The following is a 26770-nucleotide window of genomic DNA, read 5'->3' as shown; positions in this document are numbered from 1 at the left end:
TTAAAAAGTGTAGTCGAGGAAAATTGAATTGCTAAAAACTATTCAGATTTATAGCGATTTAAAGCAATTAAAAAAGCCCTAATAAATAGGGCTTTTTCAGTTAATTTTGCAAGCTGGTTTTCCTTCCGAAAAGGTTGGTGATTTTATTCCATAACCAAACAAACCCATTACCAAGATCTTGTAAGATAAGGTACATACATGGCACTAGCACTAGTGTTACCAATGTGGCAAACAGCACCGAGAAGCCAAGAGCAACTGCCATTGGGATAACAAAGCGCGCTTGTAAGCTGGTTTCAAACATAATTGGCAATACCCCAACAAACGTGGTGATTGAGGTCAGTGTAATTGCGCGAAAACGTGCACACCCCGCTTTTGTTACCGCCTCTTTTATCGATGCGCCTTGCGCTCGCATTTGGTTAACAAAATCGGTCATAACTAGGGAGTCATTAATAACCACCCCAGCTGCAGCAATAAGACCAAAGGTCGACATCAATGAAATATCTAAACCAAACGAGAAATGCCCCCAAATTGCTCCCACCATACTAAATGGAATCACCGACATAATAATTAACGGCTGGAAATAACTCTTCAGTGGCACTGCCAGCAAAATATACACAATAAACATACCAGCTACGAAAAACAGTTTCTGCTCATTGGCCTGTGCTTGCTGCTCTTCAATGGAACCGCCAAGTTCAGATTTTACTGTTGGGAACTGCTCTTTAAGTTGTGGTAATAACTCGTCTTTAACCGATTTAACAACAGCATCAGGCTCAACCACTTCTTCATCAATCGCGCCCCAAATATACACACTACGATAACCGCCTTCACGGCGAATATAACTAATGCCCGGCTTTTCAACTAAATCAACAACATCACCTAGCATAACTTCTTTGCCGCTAGGTGTTGTGATAACAGTATATTTAAGTGACGAGTACGCTTCGCGTGTTAATTTAGGGTAACGCACCATTACCCGCACTTCTTCGCCATTACGAATGACTCGCTGCGCTTCGCCACCATAAAAACTTGCGCCTACCTGATTAGCAATATTGGCAAGATTAAGCCCCAGATCATACGCAACAGGCTTTAAGCTGATTTGCACTTCTTTGCTGGCAGGGTCGATTGTCGAGCTAATATCAAACAAGCCTTTTTGTTGTTGCAGCATGGCAATAAATTGACGACCTGCGGCATTTAAAGTATCGATATCTGGGCCAAATAACAGATAACCAAATTCGCCATCATTACCGCCACCGTTTACATCATCTTGAATATTAATTGATTTAAGCCCCGGAATTTCGGGTAATGCTTCACGCCAACGACGCGATAACTCAAATGTATTGTATGGTCGTAACTCTTCATCAACCAAAGGAACAACAAGTTGGCCTTCGGTACGACCTTGGTTAAACACCAACATATCGCGGATCATTGTTTGTCCGGTATTTGCTTGGGTTTCTTTATCTATTTGAGTGATCACAGCTTCAATTGTTTGCAGCGCTGAAATCGTTTGCATATCTGAAACGTTATCGTTCATTTCAATACGAATTGTTGGGAAGTCATGTGGCACTTTTGGCGTTGGTACAACGCGCACATAGTTGCCTGCTAGCAAACCAACACTAATCATTAGTAGCGCAACAAAAACAGCAAATACAGCGTAGCGCCACTCCACACACTTAATAACAAAACGCTGATAAGGGCCATTTACAAAGCCAAAAAAGCGCTTGTTAAACTTGGCTCTAAAGCCATCTGTTTTTACTTCACTAAAATGGGTGTGCGCCAAGTGGGCGGGTAAAATTAGCTTAGATTCAATCAAGCTAAAGATTAAGCACAAAATAGAAACTGCAGCGATACTGACAAAAAACGCACTTTCAGGTCCACTTGATAGCGTAAACGGCGCGAATACCGCAATGGTGGTTAGTACACCAAAAGTCGCAGGGGTCGCTACCCGCTGCGCACCACGCACCACACTTGTTACGCCAGGGCCGGACCGTTCAATTTCACTATAGGCACTTTCGCCAATTACAATGGCATCATCAACCACAATACCCAGCACCATAATAAAGGCGAAAAGCGATACAATATTAATGCTTACGCCGACCATCGGCATCATCATCATGGCACCCAAGAAGCACACTGGCAGACCCACCATAACCCAAAGCGCCAATTTAAAGCGTAAGAATAGGGTTAGCATTAAGGCAACTAAAATCGCACCTTGAAATAGGTTTTTCAGCATCATATCGAGACGCGCATTGAGGTAATATGTCATATCAACAATGCTCTCAAGCTGCACGCCCGGTGGCAGTGTTTTATTACGCTCTTCAATATAGCGGTTTACCGATTCCGCAACTGGAATCATATTCTGGTCTTTCGTTGCTTTTACCGACAAAGAAATCGCATTGGCACCCGACATTTGGAAATAGCGTTCACCTTCAACAAATTGGTCTTTAATTTCCGCAATATCACCGAGCAATACTTTTGCGCCATTGCTACCCACCTTCACGGGGATCTGACGGAATTCATCGCCTTTATAAAACTGATTTTCCACACGCACAGAAATAATGCCCGAGTCGGTTTTCAGTTGGCCTGCTGAAATGTTGGCAGAATAGCGACGAATCGCATCACTTACTTGGCTTAAGGTGAGATTATATTTACGCAGCTGATCGGGTTGAATTTCAACCGCTATTTCATCGTCTGGCGTGCTTAAGTTAACCAGTGACACATTTTTTAATTGCAGCAATTCCGTCTCAACTTGGCGTGCAATTGGTTTTAGCTGAGTTAGCGGTAAATCCCCGACTAACGCCATATTGATAACATCTTGCTGAAATTCTATCTGCGAAACGGTAACAGGCTCCATTCCAGCAGGAAAAGTGGCAATGCCATCCACTCTCAGTTTTACTTTATCGAGTACTTCAGCCAAGTTTTTATCAGGGTCGATCTCTAGGCTTACACTACCGCCATTACGAAACGCACGCGAAATGCTTTTTTCAATTTCAGTAATGTCTTTAATCGACTCTTCAATCTTGATTAAAATGCCTTCTTCAATTTCTTGTGGCGAGGCGCCTGGGTAGTTGGCATTAACCGTAATATAGTTAATTTCAATGCTGGGAAACATTTGTCGCTGAATCGTTGCGTAGCTCACAATGCCCATTAAAATAATGAAAATCATCATTAAGTTGGCGGCAACTGAGTTATTGGCAAAAAAGGCAATTAACCCTGTTTGTTGATTATGTTTCATGGTTTGCCCTTACTTTAGCGCTTCGCTTGATTTACTTGCTGCTAGCTTTACCGCCATGCCCTGCTGCGGGTATTCAGGCAGTGTTAGTACCAGCTTCTCATCATTAGTAAGGCCTTTATCAATCAAAAAGAATGCCCCTTCACTGCGCAATATATTTACTTCTTTGGCTTGCAGCTTTTGTTCGTTATCAACAACCCATACAGTACGGTTATTCACGAGCTCTTGTGGCAATTTAAATACTTGCGATAGTTGCTGACCGCTAAACGACACTTCGACATATTTACCAAATTTTAAGTCGCTACCTTGGCTTTTAAGATTATATGGATCGTCAACCTGAACCACGATATGGCTCATTCGCGTTGCACTATCAATTATCCCTAAGTCACGCGCAATTTTACCTTGGCGAGCGAAGCCGTTAACGCCTTTATAAGAAATATTTACAGGTGTTTCAGCAAGCGGTGAAGGCAAAAATAAACTATCAAAACCAGCAATCGGTACAATGATTTCAGCGGTTTCAATGTTGTTTAACTGAGCCACTTGAGTGCCCTTGTTAACAAATTGACCAACGCCAATATCACGCGAAATAATTAGTGCATCGTAAGGCGCTTTTACTTCGCAATCGGCAAGGTCGCGTTGTGCACGCATTAATGCAGCTTGCGCTGATTTCACTTGTGCTTGTGCGCTAAGCACTTGTGGTTTTCTTAAGAATAAATCGGTGCGTGGTTTATTCGGAAAGCGTTTGGCTTCATCTTCCGCAACTTTTGCTTTTGCTTGCTCTTCAATTAACGCTGCTTGCGCGCTAGTAAGTGCAGCTTCCGCTTGCAACAACGCAGCCTGATAATTATCTTTTTCAATGGTAAATAACACTTCACCACGTTTTACTAAACCACCCGCAACAAAATTCTTATGCCAAGACATCACTTCGCCCGAAACTTGCGCCGCTAAACGCGTTGTTTCAAGTGGCTTAACCTCGCCAAAGCTGGTTAATACAACTTGATGTTCAACCGCTTTTAATGTTGAAACACTTACCGTAGGACGAGTATCAACAGGCTTTTTCTCGCCATCATCGGCGGCACTTGCTTTGATTAAACTAAAACCTAAAGCTCCGATAATAAAAATACCGATTGGTACTAAAATTTTGACGAGTAACGCTTTCATTTATGACTTCCTGTTGAATTTATGCACGCTAAATATAACCCAATTTTGCAGATAATTTTAGCCTATATCCATGATGTTACGTTTATTTTTACCATGTGGATTTTTAACTTGGTTAATTATCGAGTTTTTCTTCACTATTGCTAACAGCTATGGGATAACAAATAAAAATCAGCAGGAATTTGTAATTATGTTTAAACGTACACTTATTGCGTTAGCAACACTCAGTAGTTTTTCGGCAATGGCAGAGCAGCTCGTATTAAATGCCGATGCGGCACTCGATATAAACACAGGCAAATTAATTAAACCGGCCACACTGGTCATTGAAGATAATAAAATTGTGAGCCTTAGCAAAAGCAATCGCAAAGCTTACGCACCTGAGGCCAAAGTAATGGAACTAAAAGGCTACACATTATTGCCAGGGCTTTTTGATATGCATGTGCATTTAACAAGTGACGCCCAAGTACACGGTTACAAACGCCTGCAACGCACTACGCAACGCTCCGCAATTACTGGAGTGCGTAATGCAAAACGTACATTAGAGGCCGGTTTTACATCGGTACGTAACCTAGGCGCACCAGGTTACGCCGATATCGCGCTAAAAGATGCAATTAAAGATGGCGATGTACCCGGCCCTCGTATTTTTGCGGCTGGGCCAAGCCTAGGCGTTACTGGCGGCCACTGTGACAATAATTTATTAACCCATGAACATGCGGTGACGAGTCAAGGTGTTGCCGACGGCCCTTGGGCAGTGCGAGCAAAAGTGCGTGAAAACATCAAATACGGCGCTGATGTTATTAAATTTTGCGCTACGGGTGGCGTGCTATCAAAAGGCACCAAAGTGGGCGCACAACAGTATTCGCAAGAAGAAATGACTGCGATTGTTGATGAAGCTCATTTACGCGGCCTTACGGTAGCAGCGCACGCCCATGGTACCGACGGTATTAAATCGGCAATTAAAGCAGGTGTTAACTCGGTTGAGCATGTCAGCTTTGTGGATGATGAGGCAATCCAGTTAGCGCTTGAAAAAGGCACTTACTTCTCGATGGATATCTACAACACCGAATATATTCTTAGCGAGGGCAAAAAAGCCGGCATTCTAGAAGAAAGTTTGAATAAAGAACGTAAAGTAGGGTCGCGCCAGCGTGCGAGTTTCACTAAAGCGGTAAAAGCTGGGGTGAATATGGTGTTTGCATCTGACGCAGGTGTATATCCTCACGGTGACAACGGTCACCAATTTAGCCGCATGGTGAAATTTGGCATGACTGAGCTACAAGCGCTACAGGCGGCAACCATTAATGCCGCAACGTTACTTAAACAACAAAACTCTCTTGGTTCATTAGACGCTGGGAAGTTTGCCGATGTGATTGCGGTAAAAGGTAATCCTCTTGAGAACATCAGTACAATGGAGCAGGTTGATCTTGTTATAAAAGACGGCAAAGTTGAAGTTAATTTAATGAAATAAAAAAGGGGCACTTGCCCCTTTTTTTACAATTCAAAAAACTCTTTATTTCTGCGGTACTCGCCCATACCCACGCCTTTATGTTTAATAAATAATTTACGAAACGCGGCATCATCTTGATAACCTAAACCCAACGCAATTTGCTGTGCCGTTTTATTGGTTGTTTTTAACAAACCACACGCGCGTTCAATGCGTGCAATTTGTACATATTGCATGGGCGCAACGCCTAACAGCTTTTTGAATCGACGAGTTAATGTGCGCTCACTAATATTAAGCTTATACGCCATAGTTGATACATCGATACTGCTATCCAAATGATCGCAGATCCACTGCTCTAGCTTTCGCATTTCCGCATCTTGGTGCTCAGGTAAATCATTTAACGCAAAAAATGCGCTTTGCTTTACCTGCTCAGTATCTATCAATAAATAACGAGCAACTGTATCGGCAATATCTTTACCTAAGTAATGACGCACCAAATACCAAGTTAATAGCAAGAAGCTCGATGTGGCACCACAGGTTAAAAACTTACCATCAAGTCGCAACATTTCACTCGTATCGAGTTTGCAGCCTTTTATATGTCGCTGAAAAAAACTATCTAGCCACCAGCTCGCGGTAATTTTTTTATCAGCCAGTAAGCCTGTGTGCGCCAGCAGTGGAACAGCAGTGCACCCCGACATTACCAATTCAGCATTTTCTGCGAGCTTAACAATATGCGGATGAAACGGCTTTAGGCTTTTGCATAGCTGCCAGAGATCCTGATCGCTGCGGTATTGGCTGCCAGGCCAAATCACCACATCAAATTCACTGGTTTCTTCAAGCCATACATCCGCTTTAAATACTAACCCTTGGCTCGATTCTACGTATTTTTTATCGACACCAATTAGTTGCCAACTAAAGGCATCTGCATTTGCGCCAGTGCGTTTTTTGTAAACACCATTCGCCACATTGAGTACATCAATTACACCTGTAACTGCGGTCGCCATCACACCTTGATTAACCAATATACCAATTTTATGCATGTCTTTAATTAACCTTTTTTAGTCAGTTAAGACACGTTATAGCAAGCTTTTTAGCAATACACTAGGCCTTACCGTGTTTACTTAAGGAGAAAAAGACACATGATTTGGATATACGGCCCTATTTGGGCACTGCTAGCATTGACCTTTAGTTTACTGATCCGCGCAGCAGCAAAGCGCATTGTTGCTGTGCGTAAAAAACAGCTCAATTATAAAATCGTACAAAATCTCGATTATCGCGAAATGCCACAAGATATTCTGTTAGCAGGGCGCAGTTATGACAATCAGTTTCAACAGCCAGTTTTATTTATTATTCTGTTAGGCTTTTTATCGTTTCATTCCATTGAAACGCTCATTTGGATGATTGCTGCTTGGAGTTATGTTGCGCTACGGTTTTGGCATGCCTTTGAGCATATCTCTGCACGCAATTTAAAAAGGCGTACATATGCGTTTGGCTTAAGTGCACTATTACTTATGGCAATGTGGCTGACGTTTTTATTAACTCAGTTGCTCTAAGCTAAAACGTTAAGCACTTAATTGGCCATTAAGTGCTTTAACATGATCGGCTTACTTTATTAACCCTAGTTCAGTTTAAATAATCGCCTTTCTAATACAAAACCCATAATGCCTGATGCAAATAACAGTACGCCAAGCACTTGTAACCATGAATTAATTGGGCGGCGAATCTTTTTACTCATTAGGTTATCAAGCTTATAAATACGTCTGCCCCCTGCGACTGTCTCGGTATAGCTTGGGCCTTTATATTCTGGTGTCATTTGCACTAATGTAACGCGACGCTTTGCCATTTCTAATGCTAACGCGTTTCGTTGATTAAACATTTCGTCAGACGAAATATCACTCACTTTTAATACCGCCAACTGATACCTTTCCCAACGCGAAAATATATCCGCTGGCTCATCGTCTTTCACCACACCAATCGATTCATAGTGGTACACATACTCATTAAAAATAAGCTTGCTGTAACCTATAAAAAACAAGGTCGCGGCCAGCACGATGCTTATGCTAGCAGCCAATAAAAAGTTGCGCCTTTGCGTAAATTGGTTTTGTGATTTTTGCGCAATAAGCTGCTCTACATCGGGTATTTGCTTTAGCCGTGACATGTCTTTTTGCACTAATTCGTCTGTTACAAAGTCACTCAGTGACACCTGAAACGCAGCGAGTATTTTCCGCAAAATGTCATTCGATGGGAGCGATTTATCATTTTCTAACTTTGATAAATACGATTGTTCAATACCGGCTTCAGCTGCTAATTCGGGTTGGCTTAACCCTTTTTCTTGTCTTAATTGTTTTAACTTTTCGCCTAATGTCATTGTATATTCCTTAATTCGTTAATTGTCCGTCGCTGGCCAGCAAACACACTTATTCTTGGCTAGTCATTGGAAAATAAACAGCTGAATATTTTAGAATATTGAAGAATTTCATATTTTTACTTTGATTTATACCACTTACCATAAGGTTTTCTATACTAAATAAAAAAGCGTTAGGCGAAGACAAATAATGAAACCAATCCATCTCATACTAGTTATTTTTACCAGCTTGTTATTAAGCTCATGCTCTCAGCCTCATAACCCAAAAATCAAACTGGCAATCAATCCATGGCCAGGTTACGAGTTTTTATATTTAGCGAATGAAAAAGGGCTATTTAAACAAGCGGGATTAGATATAGAAATCATTGAAGCACCGTCATTGGCTGAAGTAAAACGCTTTTTCCGACAAGGTAAAGCAAATGCCATGACCAGTACCATGATCGAAGCTGTATCATTAGCTGCGCAGCATAAAAAACCGATATCTATTGTATTAGTAACGGATTATTCAAACGGCGGTGATATGATTTTAGCAAAGTCAGACATTAGTGAATTTAGCCAAATTAAAAGTAAACGTGTAGGTGTTGAGCTTGGTTCGCTAGGTTCATTCTTTTTGCATCAAGCTCTGGCGAAGCACGACTTGGCACTTAATGACATTGAAATGCTAAACATTGAGCAACTTGATGCGCCAGATGCATTTGATAAAGATATTATCGACGCCTACGTAACCTATCCTCCCTATTCAAACTTACTATTAAATGAATTTGAGTTACAAAAGGTGTTTGATTCGCGTGAAATACCTAAAACGATTTTAGATGTGGTAACGGTTTCAAGCGAGCTAGTTGAACAAAATCCAGAGTGGATAAAACGCTTTCATAGGGCATGGCAAGCAGCGCTTGATTACGCGAAACAGCATCCTATTGAAGCAAACAATATTATGGCTAAACGCGAAGGTATTAGCGCAGATGAATTTGCCGCAGCTTTTCAGGATTTAAAGGTGTTATCCGCAAATGATCAGCGAGAGATACTCTCGCCAAAAGGCTTATCGCAAAACATGCAGCAAGTGTGTACTGTGCTAAATGAAACAAATAGTATAAATTTTGAGTGCAAAGCGCTCTCGCAGTTTTTATCTATAGGGAAATTAAGTGACTGAAGGCTTAACGCTCGGAAAGCGAATAACTTTACTGCTCAGTATTATCTATATCACCGTGTTGGCGGGGTTAGTATTGTTTAATAAACACAATGCAACCCAGCTTTCTAAAGCAATGATGAAGCATGAAGCCGAGTTAATTATTGAAAGCATTGTTGTTGCCACAGCCAATCGCATTAGCACCGCAAACTTTAAACGCGTTACAAGTGCAATCGGTGCAAACGATGCAGTAGATCATGTACTTATTGCCAAAGCAGATTCGGGGGTTATTTTAGCAAGCAACCAAGCTGAATTAATTGGTGAATCGTTTACCTCTTCTCATTTTCGCTTTAGCCAACTACTCGATAACCTAAACTTTAACCAAGCACCCGATTACTTTTATTTTGATAACCAGCTTATTTATTTAACCAGCTTTGAAGCGGTATCGGAAGACCGCCGCGCACTTGAAGATCTCATTGTTATTTTGGTTATAAACACCAAACAATTAGGCAACTATATCGCGCTGTCTAACCAATATATTTTCTTCGCCGCCCTGCTTGGCTTTTCAATCACCATGGCCCTGAGTATTTATGTGATTCGCTCCCAAGCAATTGTGCCGCTATATCAATTGTTGAACTCTATCCGCGCGGGCATTAAATCTCGTAAACCAAAAAAAGTATCGGTTCAACGCAGCGATGAAATTGGCGAACTAGTCAATGCATACAACGACTTGCTCGATAATTTGCTAACCAAGCAGGCCGAATTAAAGAAAGAAACCGAAAAGAGCCAATTGGCCGCGCAAGCTAAGTCAGATTTCCTCGCCGTAATGAGTCACGAAATTCGCACGCCGCTAAACGGTGTACTCGGCACAGCAATACTGCTTGCCAAAACATCAATGACCAAACAACAACAGCAACAACTTGATGTGATCACCAGCTCGGGGCAGCAATTGCTCGCAACCATTAATGATATTTTAGATATCTCGAAAATCGAAGCAGGCAAACTTGTGCTTCACCCTGTGCCGTGTGAAATAAACCAAATGCTAAAAAACGTTGTCGATATGTTTAATGCATCGGCGATGGAAAAAGACGTTAGTATTATCGCAAATTATACTAATCAAACATCTTATGTGGCACTTGATGATGTGCGCGTAAAACAGGTATTAATCAACTTAATTAGTAATGCGATTAAATTCACTGAGCAAGGCACTGTGTCGGTGTCGGTAGAGTTAACCGCAACGGGACAAGGCAGATATTTACTCACCATCACGATTGTTGATACCGGCATAGGTTTAAGCGAAGCGCAAATTAATTCCTTATTCACTAAGTTTGTTCAAGCAGATGCCAGTACAACCCGCAAATATGGCGGCACTGGACTCGGTTTAGCCATTTGTAATGCGCTAGTAAAACAAATGAATGGCGCAATTGAAGTTGCCAGTAAACTTGGTCAAGGATCACGTTTTGTTGTGACCTTACCGTGCGATGAAGTTGAAAAACCAGAGCTAAACCTAGATGCCGCACACAATATTGAAAAAGTCGTCGATGCAGCTATTTTACTGGTAGACGATGTACCGCTAAACCAACATATCGCAAAAGCGATGCTTGCTGAACATACTGTCACAACGGCAAATAATGGTCTTGAAGCCGTGGCGACAGCAAAAGAGCAGCAGTTTGATATTATTTTAATGGACTGCCTAATGCCTGAGTTAGATGGCTTTGATGCCACTAAGCAAATACGCCAATTTGATACTAATACCCCCATTATTGCGTTAACAGCTAGCAATCAGAGTGAAACCAAAGATAAATGCTTAGCAGCTGGTATGAATGACTTTTTATCTAAACCTTTGGTTGAAAAAGACTTACTCAATATGATCAATCAATGGGCGAATCACCCATAAACCAAGTTAAATAAATCCAGTTATCACCGAATATCGCCTTTAAACACTTTTAAGCTCATCATATTTAGTTTTTGCTTAGTCTAGCCTTAACGAATTAAGGAGGCATTATGCTTAAAACATATAAATTAGTGTTAGCTGGACAGCAAATACGCTTAACAAAAAATGATCAGCAGGATGCAAAGCTTTATATCAACGGACAAAAGCAAACCTTAATTAAGCAGTCATTTAAAAATCGCACTAACTACTTAGCTAAGCTTGAAAAAATGGGTGATTTTATTATTAGCCAGGTAACAACGCGATTAGGCCAAGAAATTCGCTTTTATTTAAAGTCGGCAGGCCAAAATCAGTTGTTATTTAAAGCCAACGCGTAAGAAAACAACTTAAGGAATCGATATGTTTTCAACTGTTACTCACTACCTAATTTTAGCGGCACTGCTTATCACGGCCATTTTCTTTTATACCGTTTCGTTTCAAAGCGGTACTTTTTTGGTAATTATATTAGGTGTGTTGTTTGAGCTAGCGTTTTGGATAAAGCTTGTAAAAGGCAAGAAAAAAGCAAAAACCTAGGGCAGTTAGGTTTTTGCTTTGGTGTTAGCTAAAACAGATAGCGTACTTTAAATGTAACAAACTCTTGATCGGGCTGCTGCCAATTGCGCTCTAATGTTGCAAAGCGGTTATTAGTTAAATCGCGTTCAATTAATTCGTTACCACCACGCCCATAAACCAAATAAATATCTGAATATGCGCCCATTTTATAGCGCAGTTTTAGTTGCAAGTTGAAACGCGAATCATCAAAGCTGGTATCGCGAGTGTCGGCTTGCAAACCATTTTGCGAAACTCGATAAACCTGCTTACTTTGCGCCTTCAAACTCGCCCACTGAAAGGTCGAACTAAATTCAAGATTATCTAAAATTAAACCTGAAATTTTAATATGGTTTGCATAGTAATCACGGTCGTATTCGGTAATCACATTTTGTTGATTTGCTACCAACCAGCCATCACCCGTACGGAAGTAATTGTTAAATGCAATGCGCCAATTTGGGTGAGGCATTAGCGTTAAATCAACAGCGTACTGATCAGCACGGCCATTTAACCCCTCTTGATCATTTTGGTAACTCGCTGCCCAGCTAAACATACCTGTATAAGGGCTAATGTACATCACGCGAGAAGTCCAATTATCATCAACATAAACTGCGTCCGTGCCATAGCCTAAGTTGTCGTGCCATGCTCCTGCGTAGTAATTAATTATGGTTTCAAATTGACCGCCATTTTCTAGATTTAGATTCACTAAATATTGCGGATTACTGGTTAGCTTTAAGCCATTATCATCGGTGTGATAATTAATACTGGCCTTTTGTAGCACGCGATTAAACCACTTATTGTCAGTGTTGATAGCATGGCTAAAGTTGATTTCACTGGCACGCCAATTATTACGTTCGCTGTATCCTAAGTCGTTATTATCAAAACTATCATCAAGTCTTAAGTAATTAGCTGAAATTGATGTGTTTACATTAAATTGGTACTTTGCATTTAGCGATATACCAGTACCTTGTGTACTTACCCCCTGCTCGCTTATATCCGTGTGCATTAATGCAACCTGACCTGACCAGGTATCACTTTGATACTGACTATCCCAAGCATAACTGGAGGCATCTCTATCTAACCATGGCCGCTTGGTTTTAGTTGCCAACACACCGGTTTGCCAATTTTGCTGCGCCGTTTGTTGGGTGTAATTAATGCGTCCTGCATAAAAGTCTTTGCCCGCGTCTGAGGCTAAATTATCTTCCGCTACAGCAAAACCCGCCAACTGCAAGTTTTCACCTTGATGGACAAAGCGCGCAGCCAAATCAATTGGTGTAATTAATTCACTGTTATCATCACTGCCCGCACCAATGCGACGGGTGTGAATAAGCTTTGTATTGCGCTCAGACGGAATGCTAAACACACTAATATCTTGAGTAAAAAACGGACGCTTATCGGTGCGTAATGTTTCCACTGCAGAATAATTCAGCACCACCTCGTCACTGTCGACCTGACCAAAATCAGGATTCACCGCAACACTTAACTTTTGGTGGTGATTCGGCTTATAGACTAAATCAAACCCTAAGTTTGCATCGCCATCATTCGCCACAAAATCGTTTGAATAGCTGGCATAAGGCACAAATGCCCACTGCTGACTCTGTGGTATTTTCACCTGGACTTTTGGCATTTCAATGTAAAAATCGCTATTGCCAGTGGTTTGTGGCTGCGAACCATAAATATAGTTTTTCGCTAAATCATAAAGCTGAAGCGATACACCCACTTGAGAGTAGCCGTTGTTGTCTTGTTTATGGCGAAACGACACTGCATGCCACGGAATAAACGCTTCTATCGACCAAAAATCATCAGCTTCATAAAATGCAGATTGCCAAGCGCCATCCCAATCATAGTCGGTTGCTAATTGCGGCGTCAGTACCGCATCTTGAATACCGCCACCCAGCGTTACCGCAAACAAATACGCGCCACTGCCATCGCCTGAAAAATCGATAACAAAACGATTGAAATCAGCTTGCATAAACGCATCTTGCAAGTTGTATTGCTTTTTACGCTGCTCCTTTGGCTGATAATTAATCATGCCGATATACATGCCTTTTTCATCGCTGTAGACTCGCCCTTCCACTTTGTTTTTATGTTCTGACAAGGTGGCTGGCACTACCTGATAAAAGGTTTGGTATTGAGTGGCATCCTGCCATATATTTTCAGCGAGCTGACCATCTAATGTGATTTCCGATTGCTCGGCCAGTGTGGCAAAGCTCACAAGTGTAAAAGAGTAAATTAACGGATTTTTCATAACGGCTCATATGCGGTTTATTTGCATTACATATCAGCAGAAAAAGCTGCTTAAAAAGCTGATTTTTTTCTTAATAAAGCTGCTAGAAGTCTTATATTTATTGACTTTAATCTGCAAAACCGTATTTTTGTTATTAAAACTATAAAAGGCCTGTTTAAACAGCTATGGAAAACGCTCATACCCCAAGACAAGGTACATTTAGATTTGCAGAGTTTGAATTTAATGCATCTAAAGATGAGCTTTGCCTGTGGCAAACAGGTCAGATAGAAAAACTTGAACCTCAAGTGTCTCAGTTGCTTGCCATGCTGATAAATAATGCGCAGCAAGTTATTTCAAAAGAACAGATTCAAACCGCGTTATGGCCAAACACCATAGTGGAACAAAACAGCCTGTATCAACTGTTAACTAAACTGCGAAAACTACTAAGTGATAGTTCACGCAATCCTCGCTTTATAAAAACAGTGCCGAAAAAGGGTTACTGTTTTATTGCCGATGTTGAGCTGGTTAGCAATGCGCCAGCGCAAGTAAAAGCCATAGAGCGCAGTAGTCGAAAGTTTCACCCACTATTGGCGGTGCTGCCGATTTTAGTCGTGTGTTTTAGCGTTTGGGCGTTTTTTAATAGCCAAGAAAGCGAGTTTGAAGTTCCGCATTATGAACTTCATGATGTGAGCTACGATTTAGGGTTAGAATTTGATGTAAGCGTACATCGCGAACACGATTTGATGGCGTACATTAAAGATATCAAAACCCTCACCATTACAGATAAGCAGGGCCAACAGTTATTCAATCGCACCTTTGCTCATCGTGTTGGTTTTCCCGCTTGGCAACACAAAGGAAAGCTATTAGCGTATTGGCAATTTATTGAAGATAAATGTGAGCTTTCAATTATTTCACCGCAAGGTGCCACCAGCCATCGCGCTAACGGCATCGTGTGTGAATCGGCAAAACCGCCTGTTTGGAAATCAAATGACGAGCTTATTTTAAGCATCTTACAGCAAGGTGTATTAGTGCCCTATTTGTACCGCATTGGTACCGAAGAACTTATTGCGATGCCACTTGAGCGCCCTGCTCAAGCTGAATATAAAGGGGCTATTTCAGCATGGGATAATCGCGTTTATTTTCTATTTAATTATATTGACCACACCAGCAAGCTGGTGTCACTCGATGGCAAAGAAGCACTTAGCTGGTCATTTCCAGTTTGGCTTGTAGCCTATAATCCAAATAACGGTGCCATTGTCAGTAACGATGAAAGTCAGCGCCATAACCTAATAGCAACGCACCGTGATGGCCAAAGCTATCCTATTTATAACACCGCTCAAGGTCTTTTCACCAGTGCTTCAATTGATAAAAACGGTGATATCTACACCGCAATTGAAAGCTGGCAGGTGAATATTCGTGATAAAGACAATTTGCCGATTTTCTCAACTTCAAGCATCGATTACTTACCGGTAAGTAATAGTTTAGGTGAAACCGCATTTATGTCGCGCCGCAGCGGCGTTTGCGAAGTGTATTTGCATGCTGACAACAAGGTAACACGCCTTTCTAATCACAAAGGCTATGAATACGTTAAGTTTTTAGAATGGCGGCCGGATTTAAGCATGCTGCTGTCGAACCGCGATATGGATTTAGCGCTATATGATCGCAAAAGCCTGATTTTGCAGTTTACCACCGAGCTAAATAGCACCATAAAAAATGCCGGCTGGTATGATATGCAAACGGTTTACGCCTTTGATGGCACCAAAATACAGCTCTATGATTTACAAGGCAGAATGCTTAAAAGTATTGATTTAAATGCACAGTTTGCCTATTTCGATAGCAGTAATAACCGTTGGTTAGTACTACAAGAGAATCAATTAATTAGCAAAACTGATTTAACTGAAAGCGGTGAAAATCTCGCAAAACTTAGCCGCGAGCAAACGAATTTATTGCACAATATTCGCATTAAAAACAATGCGTTGTATTGGCAATCATCATGGTCAAAGCAAGATAAAATTTGGCGTCTCGACCTTACTAACCCAAGCGACATTACACTGGTAAAACAAGGTAATTTAATTTGGCATTTTGATATTGATCCGTACGAGCAACTCACTATCGCACGCATGGAAGCGATCGAAGGTGATATTAAGCGCTTATCGCCAGAGCAAATTAACTAACTCGAGTTTAGGTTAACAGGGCTTAACCGCTCTGTTTAACAAAAGCAAAGCCTTCTGCAAAACTGGCAAAGTGCATTTTAGTAATACAGCAATTTGCTAAAGCAAAGGCATGCTTTTGCAGTAATAGCGTAAATTCTTCTAAGTTGAACGAATTTATCTGTAAAAGCTCGCTATTGCTGATAACACGATAGTAGTTTCCGCTACTATCAATCACACCGTCATTTATCACTAAACTACCCAGTAAATCCCGCATCTGATGCTGGCTTTCAACATATTCCAATTCATCGTCACCGCAATAATGGATCACTACAGGGTAGTTAAGCGTTGCTATTAATTTCATTTTATTTATTGACTTAATTTCAAACTGTATTAGTGTATTAATACACCTATAAATTACTAATACACTATGAGCATAGATTTAATTCATGCAATTTACACCATAAACACCCAAGCATCGAGTGCGCTTTATCGTCAGGTGATGGAGCAAACCAAGCAGGGCATTCGTGCGGGATTGTTACAACCGGGGCAACAGCTACCTTCGGTACGTGTAATGGCGTCTAGCTTACAAGTAAATCCAATGACTATTTCTAAAGCATTCTCGCAATTAGAACAACAAGGCGTGCTGGAAAGGCGAAAAGGCATTGGCATGTTGGTTGCCGAGCAACACAACATTAGTAATTACAGTGACGCGCTGCTCACTCAGCGAGATCAATTTGTAACGTTAGCCAAGCAGCAAAAGCTTTCTGACGACGCGATTATAACCCTAGTACAAGATGCACTTTCTGCGCTAAGCAACAGGACGTAACTATGACTCAACCGATTATCACCATTGAAAAGGCCATCAAATCATACAAAAGCTTGCGCGTAATCGATAAACTGAATTGGCAAGTTAACAAAGGCGATATTGTTGGCTTGCTTGGAAAAAATGCCGCCGGTAAAAGCACCCTATTAGAATCGATTATGGGCCTGCGCCAATTAGATCAAGGCACAATTAAACTATGGGGTTATGAATGGCATGAATTACCGCAAAGTAAAAAACAAAAAATTGGCTATGTAGCACAAACCAGTTCTGCATTTGAATGGATGAAAGTAGCGCAATACATTGATTACATTAGTCAGTTTTTTCCATCGTGGGATAAGGCTTATTGCGAAACCTTGCTAAAGCGCTGGCGCATCAGCCATGATCAGGTAATTGGCAAGCTTTCTGGTGGTCAAAAACAAATGCTAGACGTGGTGCAGGCATTATCAATTCGCCCTGAACTGCTGATCTTAGACGAGCCTGTTGCACACCTTGATCCCAATATGCGCCGCGCCTTTTTAAAAGAAGTGATCGATTTGTGCTGTGAACACGGTACTACGGTGATTTTCTCAACTCATATTGTGTCTGACTTAGAACGCATTGCCAATCGCGTTGCGGTACTGCAATTTGGTGTAATCCGCCATTACTACGAGCTCGATGCGCTCAAGGCAAGCATTGCCAAACTTAGCTTTACTAATAAATCAAAAGTTAACCTGCTGGAAAAAGACACGTCGATTAGCAGAATTCAACAATTTGGTGACACTACCAATACTTGCATTATTGCACCATTGAAAAAGCCGATAGACGAGTGGTGTGCCTTTTACGATATTGATGCCACGATTCAGCCAATTAACCTAGAAGACTGGTATTTGGAGGTGGCAAATGAGTTTGTTTAAATCAAACGCGTGGATTTTAATGCGTAGTGGCACAGCAACACTGCCATTTATGCTTGTGCTTTCAGTCGTATTTAATGTGTTGTGGCTGCAAAAATCGCTCGACCCAGGCACCTTTCGCTATGTAAAAACCTATTTGCTAATAACCTGTTTGCCATCACTCTTTTTTGGCTTTTTGCTGGGAATTGGGCTGGCAAAACTAAAAACGCATTACCTATGGGCTGTAAATACGCTTTACCGTTTCTCAATATTAAAAAGCGCGCTTATTTTAGCGGTTATTGGCGCATTACTAATGAGCTCGTTTGTTACCTTGAGTAGTGAGCTTTCATTGCATTACATTTTAATACCGGTTAGCTTTTCGATTATTGGATTACTAGTAAACTCAAGTGGCTCAATAGTACACAATATTTTGCGTAACTTGTTTAGCTCATCGCTATTAATTTTAATGATGTTTGAAGCAACGCATGAAATAGCCCAAATAATCATTTTTGTTACAGCTTGCTACGCAATGTATAGCGCCTTTCAGTCACCAACCGGCAGAACTAAACTCAGTAAAACTCTGGTACCAACTGACCGCCAATCGGTCATTTGGTGGAACCAAAAATTAGCTACTTTTACCGCTAAATTTAAAAAGTCATTTAACAAAGATATCGCGTGGGCAGTATGTTACCCACAAACGAAAATTGGTTATTTAGGTGGCTATTTTGCCGCGATATTTGGCTTTTTATTTGCCACTACTGATAACGAAGTACTTATAAACTTTATGTTGTTATCGCTCGTGCTCGGGTGTCAGTTTCCAGTTTACCAAGAGTTCAACCAGCTTAAACATCAAATCAAGTCGATAGCTCACTGCTTTGACAGCACCAGTCAGTTGATCAAACACATTATTTACGCATTTGATAAAGTGGTATTGCGTAATACAGTATTAATTTTTGCTGCAATGGTTGCCATCACTTTATTTAGGCAAGATGCGCAAGAAGCTGTGAAAATCGCCTTTTTAACCGTATTTGCAACAACAATGTTTTTAGCGTTTGCGCCTTTATTAATCGTATACTTTTCAGGCTGTATAAATTTAAAGAATATCGCTCTTTTTGCGGTGATTTGTGTGTTAGAAGTTGGTGTGTTCGGACTAGTACATTACACCAGTGAACAGCTTAGTATTTATTTGATTTGTATTTTGGTTGCCTTGATTACTATTCCAATGCGGTATTTCACGCAACAATTGGTTATGCGCCAACCACTTGAAAGAATTATCAATTAACTTGTACTAGGTCAAAGATGATTGAATAAAATGCATTGTTCTATGTAATTCAATAAGCTAGAGTAAAACAAAAGTAGTAATTATGTAGTACAGTGCAGTTCTTTCGATTTTTAAATATAAAAATTAGTTTAGCTTTTGTTGCGAGCTGTTTGCTTTTAGCGCAACACCTTGCGGCTGCTGAAAAAACACATCCAATCACTTATTACACTGAGCTTTACCCACCTTCAAGTTATTATTACAACGACCAATTAATCGGCTTGTCGGTCGATTTATTAAAACTCATTTGGCACGACCAAGGTATCGCCGAGCAACCTATACTAGTTGTGCCTTGGGCACGTGGCTATAAAGAAATTAGCGACAAACCAAATACGGCATTATTTGCCATGTCTAAAACAGCTGATCGTGCAGCAAAATTTAAATGGGTAGGGCCGTTATTTACAGCAGAGTATTACATTATTGCGCAACCGAATACTGGTTTATTTATTACCGATATTTCGCAAGTTTATGATAAATCAATTGCGGTTATTCGAAATGACGTAACGCAAAGTCTTATCTACGAAACGGATTTTCCACATCAGCAAATTCTTGCCGCTAAAAGTATGGATGATGCGCTAGCCTTGTTTAAAGCTGAGCGTGTCGACTTATTAGCGATTTCACGCTCAGGGTTAAACGCCGCTATAAAACAAAGAAAACTTGGCAGCGAATTATTTCAGCGTATTCTACTATTGAAAGTCGTTGATGATTACATTGCCTTTAGTAAAGACACACCTGATGAAATAGTGCAGGCATTTCAAACCAGTTTAAATAAACTGAAAAGCCAGCATATGGCACTTAAGGAAGAATATAAGCTGAACTAGGAGTGAGCACATGAACAAATACATAGCTGCGCTGCCCGCCATTCGCCCACCATTTTTAACGTTAGCGCCGCTGTCGTGTTTAGTTGGACTCGCATACTGTGCTTATCAAGGCATAACTATTGATATGTTCGATGCACTACTAAGCGTGCTTGGTGCAATACTCGCTGCAATTGCCGTGAATACCATCAATGAATATCAAGATTTTCAAAGTGGTTTAGATTTAAACACCACACCAACTCCTTTTAGCGGTGGCAGCGGTTTATTAAAGCAAAACCCAGCTCTCGCCCCGATAGTTAAGCGGTATGCTATTGGCTCAGTAATGGCGGTAATATTAATCGGTGTATTTTTTATTTTTCGCATTGGCGCTGCGCTAGTTCCGATTGGTTTACTTGGCCTATTGATAGTAGTGAGTTATACCAAGGTACTTAACAAACACCCTTGGCTATGTTTTATTGCTCCGGGTATCGGCTTTGCTATTCTAATGCCTGTTGGCGCATTTTTGGTGCAAACGGGTAATATTAGTTACTCATTAGTCGCGATTAGTTTAGTGCCGTTTTTAATCACCAATAACCTACTGTTAATAAACCAACTACCCGACATAGTCGCCGACAAAAGCGTTGGCCGCAAACATATCGCTATTTACTATGGCGTTAACGTTGCTCGCTGGGTATTTGCGTTGTCATTGATTTCGGCATTTGCTGGCTTAGTGTGTTTAGTAATGATTGGTCTTCTGCCTAAGCTTGCGTTAATCGCGTTACTGCCTCTCGTACTTTGTTTGCTTTCCTTGGTATACTTGTTCCGTTTAGGCGATAACATAGCACAGCATTTACCTGCGATGGGCATGGTAGCTGCTGCGGCAAACCTTACGCCATTAATGTTATCTCTCGCTTTATTTATGAGTAAAAGTTAAATACCAATGACCATTAGTTACCAATTCACGCTCGACAAAGCATACCTTGAAGAGTGTTTTGACGAATCACTGCCACACAGTCCTCACCAAACACCAAAATACGGCTTTGCAGGCAGTTTTATTGGCATTGGAATGGGGCTTATTATCTTTACCGAGATTGGTGGCGTAGCGCCTTACATTATGGTTGGTTTAGGCATTCTAGAATTTATCAGTTTCTACTATCGCCGTCCTTGGTGGCTTACACGCCAGATGTGGAGCAGGGCATCGAATTCAACTGTCACAATCACCCTAAATGAAGATGGCATTGAAAGTAAAAACCCCTATACCGAATCACTGCTTGAATGGGATCAGATCAAAGAAATCATTCACACACCAAAAGGTATGCTTTTTGTTAATTACAAAGGCCAACAAACTTACCTTTCAAAAGCGTTTATGCCAGAAGATAGCGAAAGCTATATTGAAAAGCAGATTGCAGTTTATAAGGTGAAAATAACGCGATAACACAGCGTTTGCTGTGTTATCCATTGGTACTAAAGCGTCGCGACACGGTTGCGACCACTTCGTTTGGCGCTATATAAGGCCTCGTCAGCTTGTTTTACCGCATTGTAAAAGGCAACCACTGAATGTACTTCTGCCACGCCAAAACTGGCAGTTAGCGCTAAATTCTCGCCACTTTCCAAATTAACCGGATGATCTTCAATATTCTTTCTTAGTTTTCTGCGATTTGCACAGCTTGACGCATCGATGCGTGGGGCAAGCAGATAATAAATTCTTCACCGCCGTAGCGCGCTACTACATCTGAATAACGCAATTGATTTTGCATTAATTTAGCTATGTGCATCAATGCTTTATCACCAATATCGTGACCATAATTATCATTTACGGCTTTAAAGCGGTCGATATCACACATAATCACCGCCATAGGTAAAAATTCCGCGGTAGTTTTTTCCATTTTGGTTAAGAAAATCGCATCAATAAATCGACGATTTGGCAAACCCGTTAACGCATCGGTATTCGCTTTTTGTTTTTGATTATAGGTAATATTAGTTATGGCTTGATGACTTTTATCGCGAAAATATTCACTAATAAAAGCAAAAAATACCACGAGCGAAAAGCCCGATAAAAATCGCGATTTTTCAACGTGGCCATAATTTGCTTGGCCAAGATCTGGGCCATATAACTGAAACGCAATCGCGCCGATCGCAAGCGCTGTTAACAACAAGCCAAAACGCACGCCTAGCATAGTAAACACCACAACCGGATAAAACATAATCCAATAAAGCGCAGTGTTTTCCTTTCCGCCGGTGTAAACCAATAAAATACTTAGTAGCAATACCGTTAGCGCAATGCCAATACTGCAATACTTAAGTTGTCGAGTACTAAAATAAATCACCACATTAATAAATACGGCAATAAGTGCGCCCAATAAAGTAATGCTCAAAAGCCACGGGTAGGTTTGAAAATTCGCTAACAATAGCCCTGAAAACACTACCAAAGCGATGCCAGACATTGCCAAAAACGAAAAAACTCGGCGTTTTAGTTCGGCGCTGTGTAAGCCATCTACTTCAATAAAGCTTCGCCATAGATCGGTTGTGTGAGAGTTATTTTGCTGCATCTTTTATTTTTTATATTTATTGTTTTAGAAATTAACTAAGTACATTCGAGTACCGAACAGCTAGCACTAAGTTTAATACAGACTTGGTAAAAAGCTAATCTTGCGCAATACCAAGCCGCATAACACTATTTAGCTAAAAACAGTGCGAGTTCGTTAGTTAATTCAGAATAGTAAGGGTTGTAGCTTAAACGCTGAAAAAGCGCATGCTTTTCCCCAGCAAGCGGTGTTTTTTCTGAAGCTGGAATATTGGGCGTTACTTTGCAAGCATTGTATTTTTTTACGTCTGCCAAGTAATGGCCGCAGTTTCGATATACTGCATGCTCACCATAATGAATATTGCTTGGCGCATTAGGAATTGCGGTATGAGCCATTTGTAGTTGGTCATCACACTTTGGTATGCATTGCGGTGTTACTAACTTTACATTTTCAAATGCACTCAGCTGATTTGCGTTATCACGTTCGCCGTAATAAACCAAAGTGAGTGGTGTAGGGGTTTTACGTTGCCACTGAACCAATAAATCAAGTGTTGCGGCAGTATCAATCGTCATATCATGCTCGGGCACAGCAACAAACATAGGTACGTTGTGCGTAATATGATGTTTTGTCAGAGGATATACATTACTCATTAAATGATGTACTTGTGCACCAGCATTAATCGGAAACGATTCATACTTGGCAAAATCAACATCTGCGTCTTTATCAAGCCAATTTAAAAAAGGCACATAATCAATATACTGCGCAAGCCACGACATTGAATTTTTAGCCTTTGTCGCTGGCGCAAACAGCATTACACCAGACAGTTTTGGGCTCAGAGACTTTCGCGTAAGCATATAATCTAAAATAAGACCGGCTCCTGTTGAGAAGCCGCCTAAATATACCTGCTCAAAATCATTAAGTGATTGCTCAATCGCAAATGCACTCAGTGCGCGCCAATCATTGTAATCAACATAACGTAAATGCTCCGCTGCAGTGCCGTGACCTGGCAGCAATACAGTACGCACATTGAATCCTTGCTGGTGGTAAAACGCGGATAAATCATGAAAACTATATGGCGAATCGGTTAAACCGTGGATTAGCAGCACCACTTTATCGCTATTTGCGCGCGTTAACTGATACGGCTTTACTAAATCAGTAATGGTTGGTGCGCTGATATTTTGCTGGTTTAAAACATAGTTATTAACAGGGCAAGGTACATTCGCACGGGGGTTGAGCGCTGTTATTTGCTGCTTGGTTTGCACTAAATAATCTTCGAAATTAAGGTCAGATAAATCAAGTACTTTAGCAACATCGGATTTAGCTAAAAACCGATAGCTACCCTCGCTAATTGAGTGATTGATTAACTTAACGTCTGCACTTTGAGATAAGCAATTTGCAAAGCTACTGGCACTTATAAAAAATAGTAAAATGCCTAATGTTTTAAATACGTTAATCATCAAACCAACCTTGGGGTTTTTATTGGAATAACAAAATACTACCTCAATTTACAACATAAGCTGATCTAAAATTATCTAATAACTTATACGAATGTAAACAATGCGTGGGAAGACGCTTTATGGGAAACGTTAATAACGCTTAACAAACTCGAGCAAACGGTTATTTGCTGGCATTTCGTGATCGGTAATCAATTCAAGACCTGCTTTTACAGCTAGTTGGCAGATCCATTCAAAATCTCGAATACCGCGGGTGTTGTCTTTCACTTTTAACCATTGGTCAAATTCTGCATTTGACGGTGATGTAAACTCACCATGGTAGTTAAATGGTCCATAAATACACAGCGTGCCATTTTGCGCTAAAAAGCGATTCACTTTTTCAAAAAACGCTTCAACAAGTTGAGGGCTAACAACATGCAGGGTATTGGCGGTAAATATGCCATCGTATTGTGCTATTTGCCAAGGCTCTGCAATATCGAGTGCTAATGGCGGCAATAAGTTAGGTGATGGAAAAGCATCAAGCCATACCATCATACCTTGATGATTTGCTAACACATCGCTGGTTTGCCAACTAAGGTGAGCAAGTGCAGGGGCAAAATACACCGCGTGTTGCCCACTGCCTGAACCTATCTCTAAAACACTGGTTGCATTAGAAAATGCCGATTTAAGAATAGATAAAATCGGATCTTTATTATTCTCACAGGCTTTAGAGTAGGGCTGCATACTATTTCTCTGAAAGTAACGAAAGGAAGAAAGCGAGCACTAGCGCACGCTCTTTTAAGCTCTTAAAACGCCCAGATGCGCCACCGTGACCGCTATCCATATCGGTTTTAAATAACAGTAAGTTATTATCTGTTTTGTACTCACGTAACTTAGCAACCCATTTCATCGGTTCCCAATACTGAACTTGCGAGTCATGAAAACCGGTGGTTACTAAAATATTCGGGTAGTCTTGCGCGCTAATATTATCGTATGGCGAATACGCTTTAATCCATTCATAGGCATCGCGTTCATTTGGATTGCCCCATTCATCATATTCATTAGTCGTAAGTGGAATACTTTCATCTAACATGGTGGTTAACACATCTAAGAAAGGAACGGTGCAATCAATACCTAAATAAAGCTCTGGCGCTTGGTTAACTACAGCGCCCATTAATAAACCACCAGCACTGCCGCCCGAAGCAAATACTTTATCTTTAGCACCGTAGCCACTTTCAACCAGCGCCCGTGTTACATCGATAAAATCATTAAAACTATTTTGCTTATGTTGCATTTTACCTTGCTCGTACCATTCGCGGCCAAGCATTTCAGAGCCTCGAACATGCGAGATAGCATAAACAAACCCTCTATCGAGCAAGCTTAGATTATGCGCCGAAAAGTTAGGGTCGATGGTAATGCCATAAGCGCCATAACCATATTGGTACAGCGGATTTGTGCCATCTTGCTTAAACATGTCTTTGCGGTAAACCAAGGATACTGGAATATCGACACCATCGCGGCTAGTGATCATCAAGCGCTCAGCTTGATAATTAGCTGCATCAAAATCACCCAGTACTTTTTGTTGCTTAAGCAAACGTTTTTCACCTGTGTTTAGGTCAAACTCAAATAAGCTACTTGGCGTAGTTAAACTTGAATAGAAAATACGTGCAGTGTTGGTGTCTGGCTCTGGGTTATCACCAATACCGGCAAAAAAGCATGGGTCGTCAAAGGCAAGGGCAAAGTGCTCACCGTTATTTGGGTAGATAACAAAACGAATTTGGCCCAATTCGCGCTCTGTCACGACTTTAAACTGAGTAAATAATTCAACACCTTCCACCAGTACATTAGTACGGTGCGCAACAAATGATTGCCACAGTGATTTGTCTTGAATAGTTTGCGCGGTAGCAGTAAAAATACAAAAGTTCTTCGCCTGCCAGTTGGAATAAATAACGTATTCGTCGCCCAGCTTATCAATATCGTAAATATGGTTTTCTTCACGAGGAATTAAGCGTTTAAACTCGCCAAAAGGGTTGTTGGCATCGAGCACTAAGCAATCGGTAGTTTCGGTAGCGGCAAGATCTATCATCAATAGGCTATCGTCACGGCTTTTGCCAAGCCCCATGTAAAAACTGTGATCATCTTCTTCATAAACCAGCACATCATCATTTTGTGATGTACCCAGCACATGACGGTAGACTTGATAGCCCAGCAAAGTTTGTAAGTCCTTCCTTACATAAAATACTGTTTTATTATCATTAGCCCAAATAATTTGGCCTTCAGTATTTTCAAGTACATCATCTAAATAGGTATTTGAATCAATATGCTTAAAACGTACGGTGTAAATGCGGCGGCTATCGGTATCTTCTGAATAAGCGAGTAATTCATCGTTTGGGCTAATGCCAATTTCACCTAAGTCGTAAAACTCATGTTCACTAGCAAGCACATTAACATCTAATAAAAGGGTTTTATTGTCGCCAGTCGCGCTGGTGGCTCGGTAATGACGCGCATATTCTTCGTCACCAGTTACTTCGCTGTGATACCAATACTTGCCGTCTTTTACTGGCACTGTGCTGTCATCTTTTTCAATGCGACCTTTAAGCTCTTCAAACAATTCGGTTTGCAGTGTTTCACTTGGTTTTAATACCGCATCGCAATAGTTATTTTCAGCGATTAAGTGATCAAGCACGGCTTGGTCAGCGCGTGCGTCATCGCGCATCCAGTAATAGTTGTCTATGCGTTCTTGATTGTGTGAACGAAGTGTTTTTGCTGTTTTAGTCGCAATTGGTGCACTAGCTGTACGGTCTAAACGTAAAGTTGTCATGGAGTGAGC

At 41.0% G+C, this 26770-nt stretch carries 22 protein-coding genes and 1 pseudogene; 13 read left to right on the top strand and 10 right to left on the bottom strand.

Translation table 11 applies throughout. From position 1 onward, the window contains the following. Positions 1 to 100: 100 nt before the first annotated feature. Together C2M30_RS19860 and C2M30_RS19855 are read right to left on the bottom strand one after the other, a co-directional pair. Entirely contained in the window at positions 101 to 3229 is a 3129-nt protein-coding gene (locus C2M30_RS19860) for an efflux RND transporter permease subunit (protein WP_105173058.1), read from the bottom strand. 9 nt (positions 3230 to 3238) lie between these two features. Then, positions 3239 to 4387: an efflux RND transporter periplasmic adaptor subunit gene (locus C2M30_RS19855; RefSeq protein ID WP_105173057.1), complete on the bottom strand. Its 1149-nt coding sequence runs from the start codon at positions 4385 to 4387 to the stop codon at positions 3239 to 3241. Positions 4388 to 4574: 187 nt separating this feature from the next. Between C2M30_RS19855 and C2M30_RS19850 the strand changes: the two genes are divergently transcribed. Continuing rightward, positions 4575 to 5849, top strand: a complete 1275-nt coding sequence (locus C2M30_RS19850; protein WP_105173248.1) for a Xaa-Pro dipeptidase — start codon at positions 4575 to 4577, stop codon at positions 5847 to 5849. Between the two features lie 23 nt (positions 5850 to 5872). Here C2M30_RS19850 and C2M30_RS19845 read toward each other — a convergent pair whose 3' ends face one another. Next, positions 5873 to 6865: a GlxA family transcriptional regulator gene (locus C2M30_RS19845; protein ID WP_010561362.1), complete on the bottom strand. Its 993-nt coding sequence runs from the start codon at positions 6863 to 6865 to the stop codon at positions 5873 to 5875. Between the two features lie 99 nt (positions 6866 to 6964). On the opposite strand from C2M30_RS19845, the gene C2M30_RS19840 reads away from it, so the two are divergent. Then, complete coding sequence (locus C2M30_RS19840) at positions 6965 to 7378, top strand: MAPEG family protein (protein ID WP_105173056.1); 414 nt, start codon at positions 6965 to 6967, stop codon at positions 7376 to 7378. A gap of 65 nt (positions 7379 to 7443) precedes the next feature. Here the strand turns inward: C2M30_RS19840 and C2M30_RS19835 are convergent, their stop codons facing one another. Continuing rightward, positions 7444 to 8193: a helix-turn-helix domain-containing protein gene (locus tag C2M30_RS19835; RefSeq protein WP_105173055.1), complete on the bottom strand. Its 750-nt coding sequence runs from the start codon at positions 8191 to 8193 to the stop codon at positions 7444 to 7446. Positions 8194 to 8380: 187 nt separating this feature from the next. Here C2M30_RS19835 and C2M30_RS19830 point away from each other — a divergent pair, with 187 nt between their 5' ends. The 4 genes from C2M30_RS19830 (at position 8381) to C2M30_RS21655 (ending at position 11780) form a co-directional block, all read left to right on the top strand. Next, positions 8381 to 9340 carry an ABC transporter substrate-binding protein gene (locus C2M30_RS19830; RefSeq protein WP_105173054.1) on the top strand — a complete coding sequence of 320 codons (960 nt, stop codon included), beginning with the start codon at positions 8381 to 8383 and terminating at the stop codon, positions 9338 to 9340. Next, positions 9333 to 11213, top strand: coding sequence for an ATP-binding protein (locus tag C2M30_RS19825; RefSeq protein WP_105173053.1), 1881 nt, complete (start codon positions 9333 to 9335; stop codon positions 11211 to 11213). The genes C2M30_RS19830 and C2M30_RS19825 overlap by 8 nt, the downstream gene beginning before the upstream one ends. Positions 11214 to 11320: 107 nt before the next feature. After that, positions 11321 to 11584, top strand: a complete 264-nt coding sequence (locus C2M30_RS19820; RefSeq protein ID WP_010561357.1) for a hypothetical protein — start codon at positions 11321 to 11323, stop codon at positions 11582 to 11584. 22 nt (positions 11585 to 11606) lie between these two features. Beyond that, positions 11607 to 11780, top strand: a complete 174-nt coding sequence (locus C2M30_RS21655) for a hypothetical protein (RefSeq protein WP_010561356.1) — start codon at positions 11607 to 11609, stop codon at positions 11778 to 11780. Positions 11781 to 11808: 28 nt separating this feature from the next. Here the strand turns inward: C2M30_RS21655 and C2M30_RS19815 are convergent, their stop codons facing one another. Then, on the bottom strand, positions 11809 to 14043 hold the full coding sequence (locus C2M30_RS19815; RefSeq protein WP_105173052.1) for a DUF5916 domain-containing protein: 2235 nt from the start codon (positions 14041 to 14043) through the stop codon (positions 11809 to 11811). A 164-nt stretch (positions 14044 to 14207) separates the two neighbouring features. On the opposite strand from C2M30_RS19815, the gene C2M30_RS19810 reads away from it, so the two are divergent. After that, a complete protein-coding gene (locus tag C2M30_RS19810; RefSeq protein ID WP_105173051.1) occupies positions 14208 to 16196 on the top strand; it encodes a winged helix-turn-helix domain-containing protein in 1989 nt (662 codons plus the stop codon). Between the two features lie 22 nt (positions 16197 to 16218). On the opposite strand, the gene C2M30_RS19805 is transcribed toward C2M30_RS19810, so the two are convergent. Next, positions 16219 to 16536 carry a DUF4144 family protein gene (locus tag C2M30_RS19805; RefSeq protein WP_105173050.1) on the bottom strand — a complete coding sequence of 106 codons (318 nt, stop codon included), beginning with the start codon at positions 16534 to 16536 and terminating at the stop codon, positions 16219 to 16221. Positions 16537 to 16602: 66 nt separating this feature from the next. Between C2M30_RS19805 and C2M30_RS19800 the strand changes: the two genes are divergently transcribed. The 6 genes from C2M30_RS19800 (at position 16603) to C2M30_RS19775 (ending at position 21417) form a co-directional block, all read left to right on the top strand. Next, positions 16603 to 17001 carry a GntR family transcriptional regulator gene (locus C2M30_RS19800; RefSeq protein WP_105173049.1) on the top strand — a complete coding sequence of 133 codons (399 nt, stop codon included), beginning with the start codon at positions 16603 to 16605 and terminating at the stop codon, positions 16999 to 17001. A gap of 2 nt (positions 17002 to 17003) precedes the next feature. Then, a complete protein-coding gene (locus C2M30_RS19795; RefSeq protein ID WP_105173048.1) occupies positions 17004 to 17891 on the top strand; it encodes an ABC transporter ATP-binding protein in 888 nt (295 codons plus the stop codon). After that, on the top strand, positions 17878 to 19149 hold the full coding sequence (locus C2M30_RS19790; protein WP_105173047.1) for a hypothetical protein: 1272 nt from the start codon (positions 17878 to 17880) through the stop codon (positions 19147 to 19149). Before C2M30_RS19795 ends, C2M30_RS19790 begins: the two co-directional genes overlap by 14 nt. A gap of 149 nt (positions 19150 to 19298) precedes the next feature. Then, positions 19299 to 20006 (top strand): substrate-binding periplasmic protein, encoded by a 708-nt coding sequence (locus C2M30_RS19785; RefSeq protein ID WP_158683602.1) that lies wholly within the window; start codon positions 19299 to 19301, stop codon positions 20004 to 20006. A 10-nt stretch (positions 20007 to 20016) separates the two neighbouring features. Further along, entirely contained in the window at positions 20017 to 20916 is a 900-nt protein-coding gene (locus C2M30_RS19780) for a prenyltransferase (protein WP_105173045.1), read from the top strand. Positions 20917 to 20922: 6 nt separating this feature from the next. Further along, positions 20923 to 21417, top strand: a complete 495-nt coding sequence (locus tag C2M30_RS19775; protein WP_010561344.1) for a YcxB family protein — start codon at positions 20923 to 20925, stop codon at positions 21415 to 21417. A 29-nt stretch (positions 21418 to 21446) separates the two neighbouring features. On the opposite strand, the pseudogene C2M30_RS19770 reads toward C2M30_RS19775, so the two are convergent. The 4 genes and pseudogenes from C2M30_RS19770 to C2M30_RS19755 all read right to left on the bottom strand — a co-directional run bounded on the left by C2M30_RS19770 (position 21447) and on the right by C2M30_RS19755 (position 26761). Beyond that, positions 21447 to 22426, bottom strand: a pseudogene (locus C2M30_RS19770) (GGDEF domain-containing protein). 230 nt (positions 22427 to 22656) lie between these two features. Then, positions 22657 to 23964, bottom strand: a complete 1308-nt coding sequence (locus C2M30_RS19765) for an alpha/beta hydrolase (RefSeq protein ID WP_105173044.1) — start codon at positions 23962 to 23964, stop codon at positions 22657 to 22659. A 129-nt stretch (positions 23965 to 24093) separates the two neighbouring features. Further along, complete coding sequence (locus tag C2M30_RS19760) at positions 24094 to 24684, bottom strand: DUF938 domain-containing protein (protein ID WP_105173043.1); 591 nt, start codon at positions 24682 to 24684, stop codon at positions 24094 to 24096. 1 nt (position 24685) lies between these two features. Next, a complete protein-coding gene (locus C2M30_RS19755; protein ID WP_105173042.1) occupies positions 24686 to 26761 on the bottom strand; it encodes a S9 family peptidase in 2076 nt (691 codons plus the stop codon). Positions 26762 to 26770 lie beyond the last annotated feature (9 nt).

This window comes from Pseudoalteromonas sp. T1lg24 (assembly GCF_002964745.1).
GTDB classification, from domain to species: Bacteria; Pseudomonadota; Gammaproteobacteria; order Enterobacterales; family Alteromonadaceae; genus Pseudoalteromonas; species Pseudoalteromonas spongiae.
Note: the sequence above shows the minus strand (reverse complement) of the source record. Positions and strands in the feature narration are given on the sequence as shown.

Coding starts and splice junctions, on each gene's coding strand:
- C2M30_RS19860 (WP_105173058.1), bottom strand. CDS start 3,229: ATGAAACATAATCAACAAACAGGGTTAATTGCCTTTTTTGCCAATAAC.
- C2M30_RS19855 (WP_105173057.1), bottom strand. CDS start 4,387: ATGAAAGCGTTACTCGTCAAAATTTTAGTACCAATCGGTATTTTTATT.
- C2M30_RS19850 (WP_105173248.1), top strand. CDS start 4,575: ATGTTTAAACGTACACTTATTGCGTTAGCAACACTCAGTAGTTTTTCG.
- C2M30_RS19845 (WP_010561362.1), bottom strand. CDS start 6,865: ATGCATAAAATTGGTATATTGGTTAATCAAGGTGTGATGGCGACCGCA.
- C2M30_RS19840 (WP_105173056.1), top strand. CDS start 6,965: ATGATTTGGATATACGGCCCTATTTGGGCACTGCTAGCATTGACCTTT.
- C2M30_RS19835 (WP_105173055.1), bottom strand. CDS start 8,193: ATGACATTAGGCGAAAAGTTAAAACAATTAAGACAAGAAAAAGGGTTA.
- C2M30_RS19830 (WP_105173054.1), top strand. CDS start 8,381: ATGAAACCAATCCATCTCATACTAGTTATTTTTACCAGCTTGTTATTA.
- C2M30_RS19820 (WP_010561357.1), top strand. CDS start 11,321: ATGCTTAAAACATATAAATTAGTGTTAGCTGGACAGCAAATACGCTTA.
- C2M30_RS21655 (WP_010561356.1), top strand. CDS start 11,607: ATGTTTTCAACTGTTACTCACTACCTAATTTTAGCGGCACTGCTTATC.
- C2M30_RS19815 (WP_105173052.1), bottom strand. CDS start 14,043: ATGAAAAATCCGTTAATTTACTCTTTTACACTTGTGAGCTTTGCCACA.
- C2M30_RS19810 (WP_105173051.1), top strand. CDS start 14,208: ATGGAAAACGCTCATACCCCAAGACAAGGTACATTTAGATTTGCAGAG.
- C2M30_RS19805 (WP_105173050.1), bottom strand. CDS start 16,536: ATGAAATTAATAGCAACGCTTAACTACCCTGTAGTGATCCATTATTGC.
- C2M30_RS19800 (WP_105173049.1), top strand. CDS start 16,603: ATGAGCATAGATTTAATTCATGCAATTTACACCATAAACACCCAAGCA.
- C2M30_RS19795 (WP_105173048.1), top strand. CDS start 17,004: ATGACTCAACCGATTATCACCATTGAAAAGGCCATCAAATCATACAAA.
- C2M30_RS19790 (WP_105173047.1), top strand. CDS start 17,878: ATGAGTTTGTTTAAATCAAACGCGTGGATTTTAATGCGTAGTGGCACA.
- C2M30_RS19780 (WP_105173045.1), top strand. CDS start 20,017: ATGAACAAATACATAGCTGCGCTGCCCGCCATTCGCCCACCATTTTTA.
- C2M30_RS19775 (WP_010561344.1), top strand. CDS start 20,923: ATGACCATTAGTTACCAATTCACGCTCGACAAAGCATACCTTGAAGAG.
- C2M30_RS19765 (WP_105173044.1), bottom strand. CDS start 23,964: ATGATTAACGTATTTAAAACATTAGGCATTTTACTATTTTTTATAAGT.
- C2M30_RS19760 (WP_105173043.1), bottom strand. CDS start 24,684: ATGCAGCCCTACTCTAAAGCCTGTGAGAATAATAAAGATCCGATTTTA.
- C2M30_RS19755 (WP_105173042.1), bottom strand. CDS start 26,761: ATGACAACTTTACGTTTAGACCGTACAGCTAGTGCACCAATTGCGACT.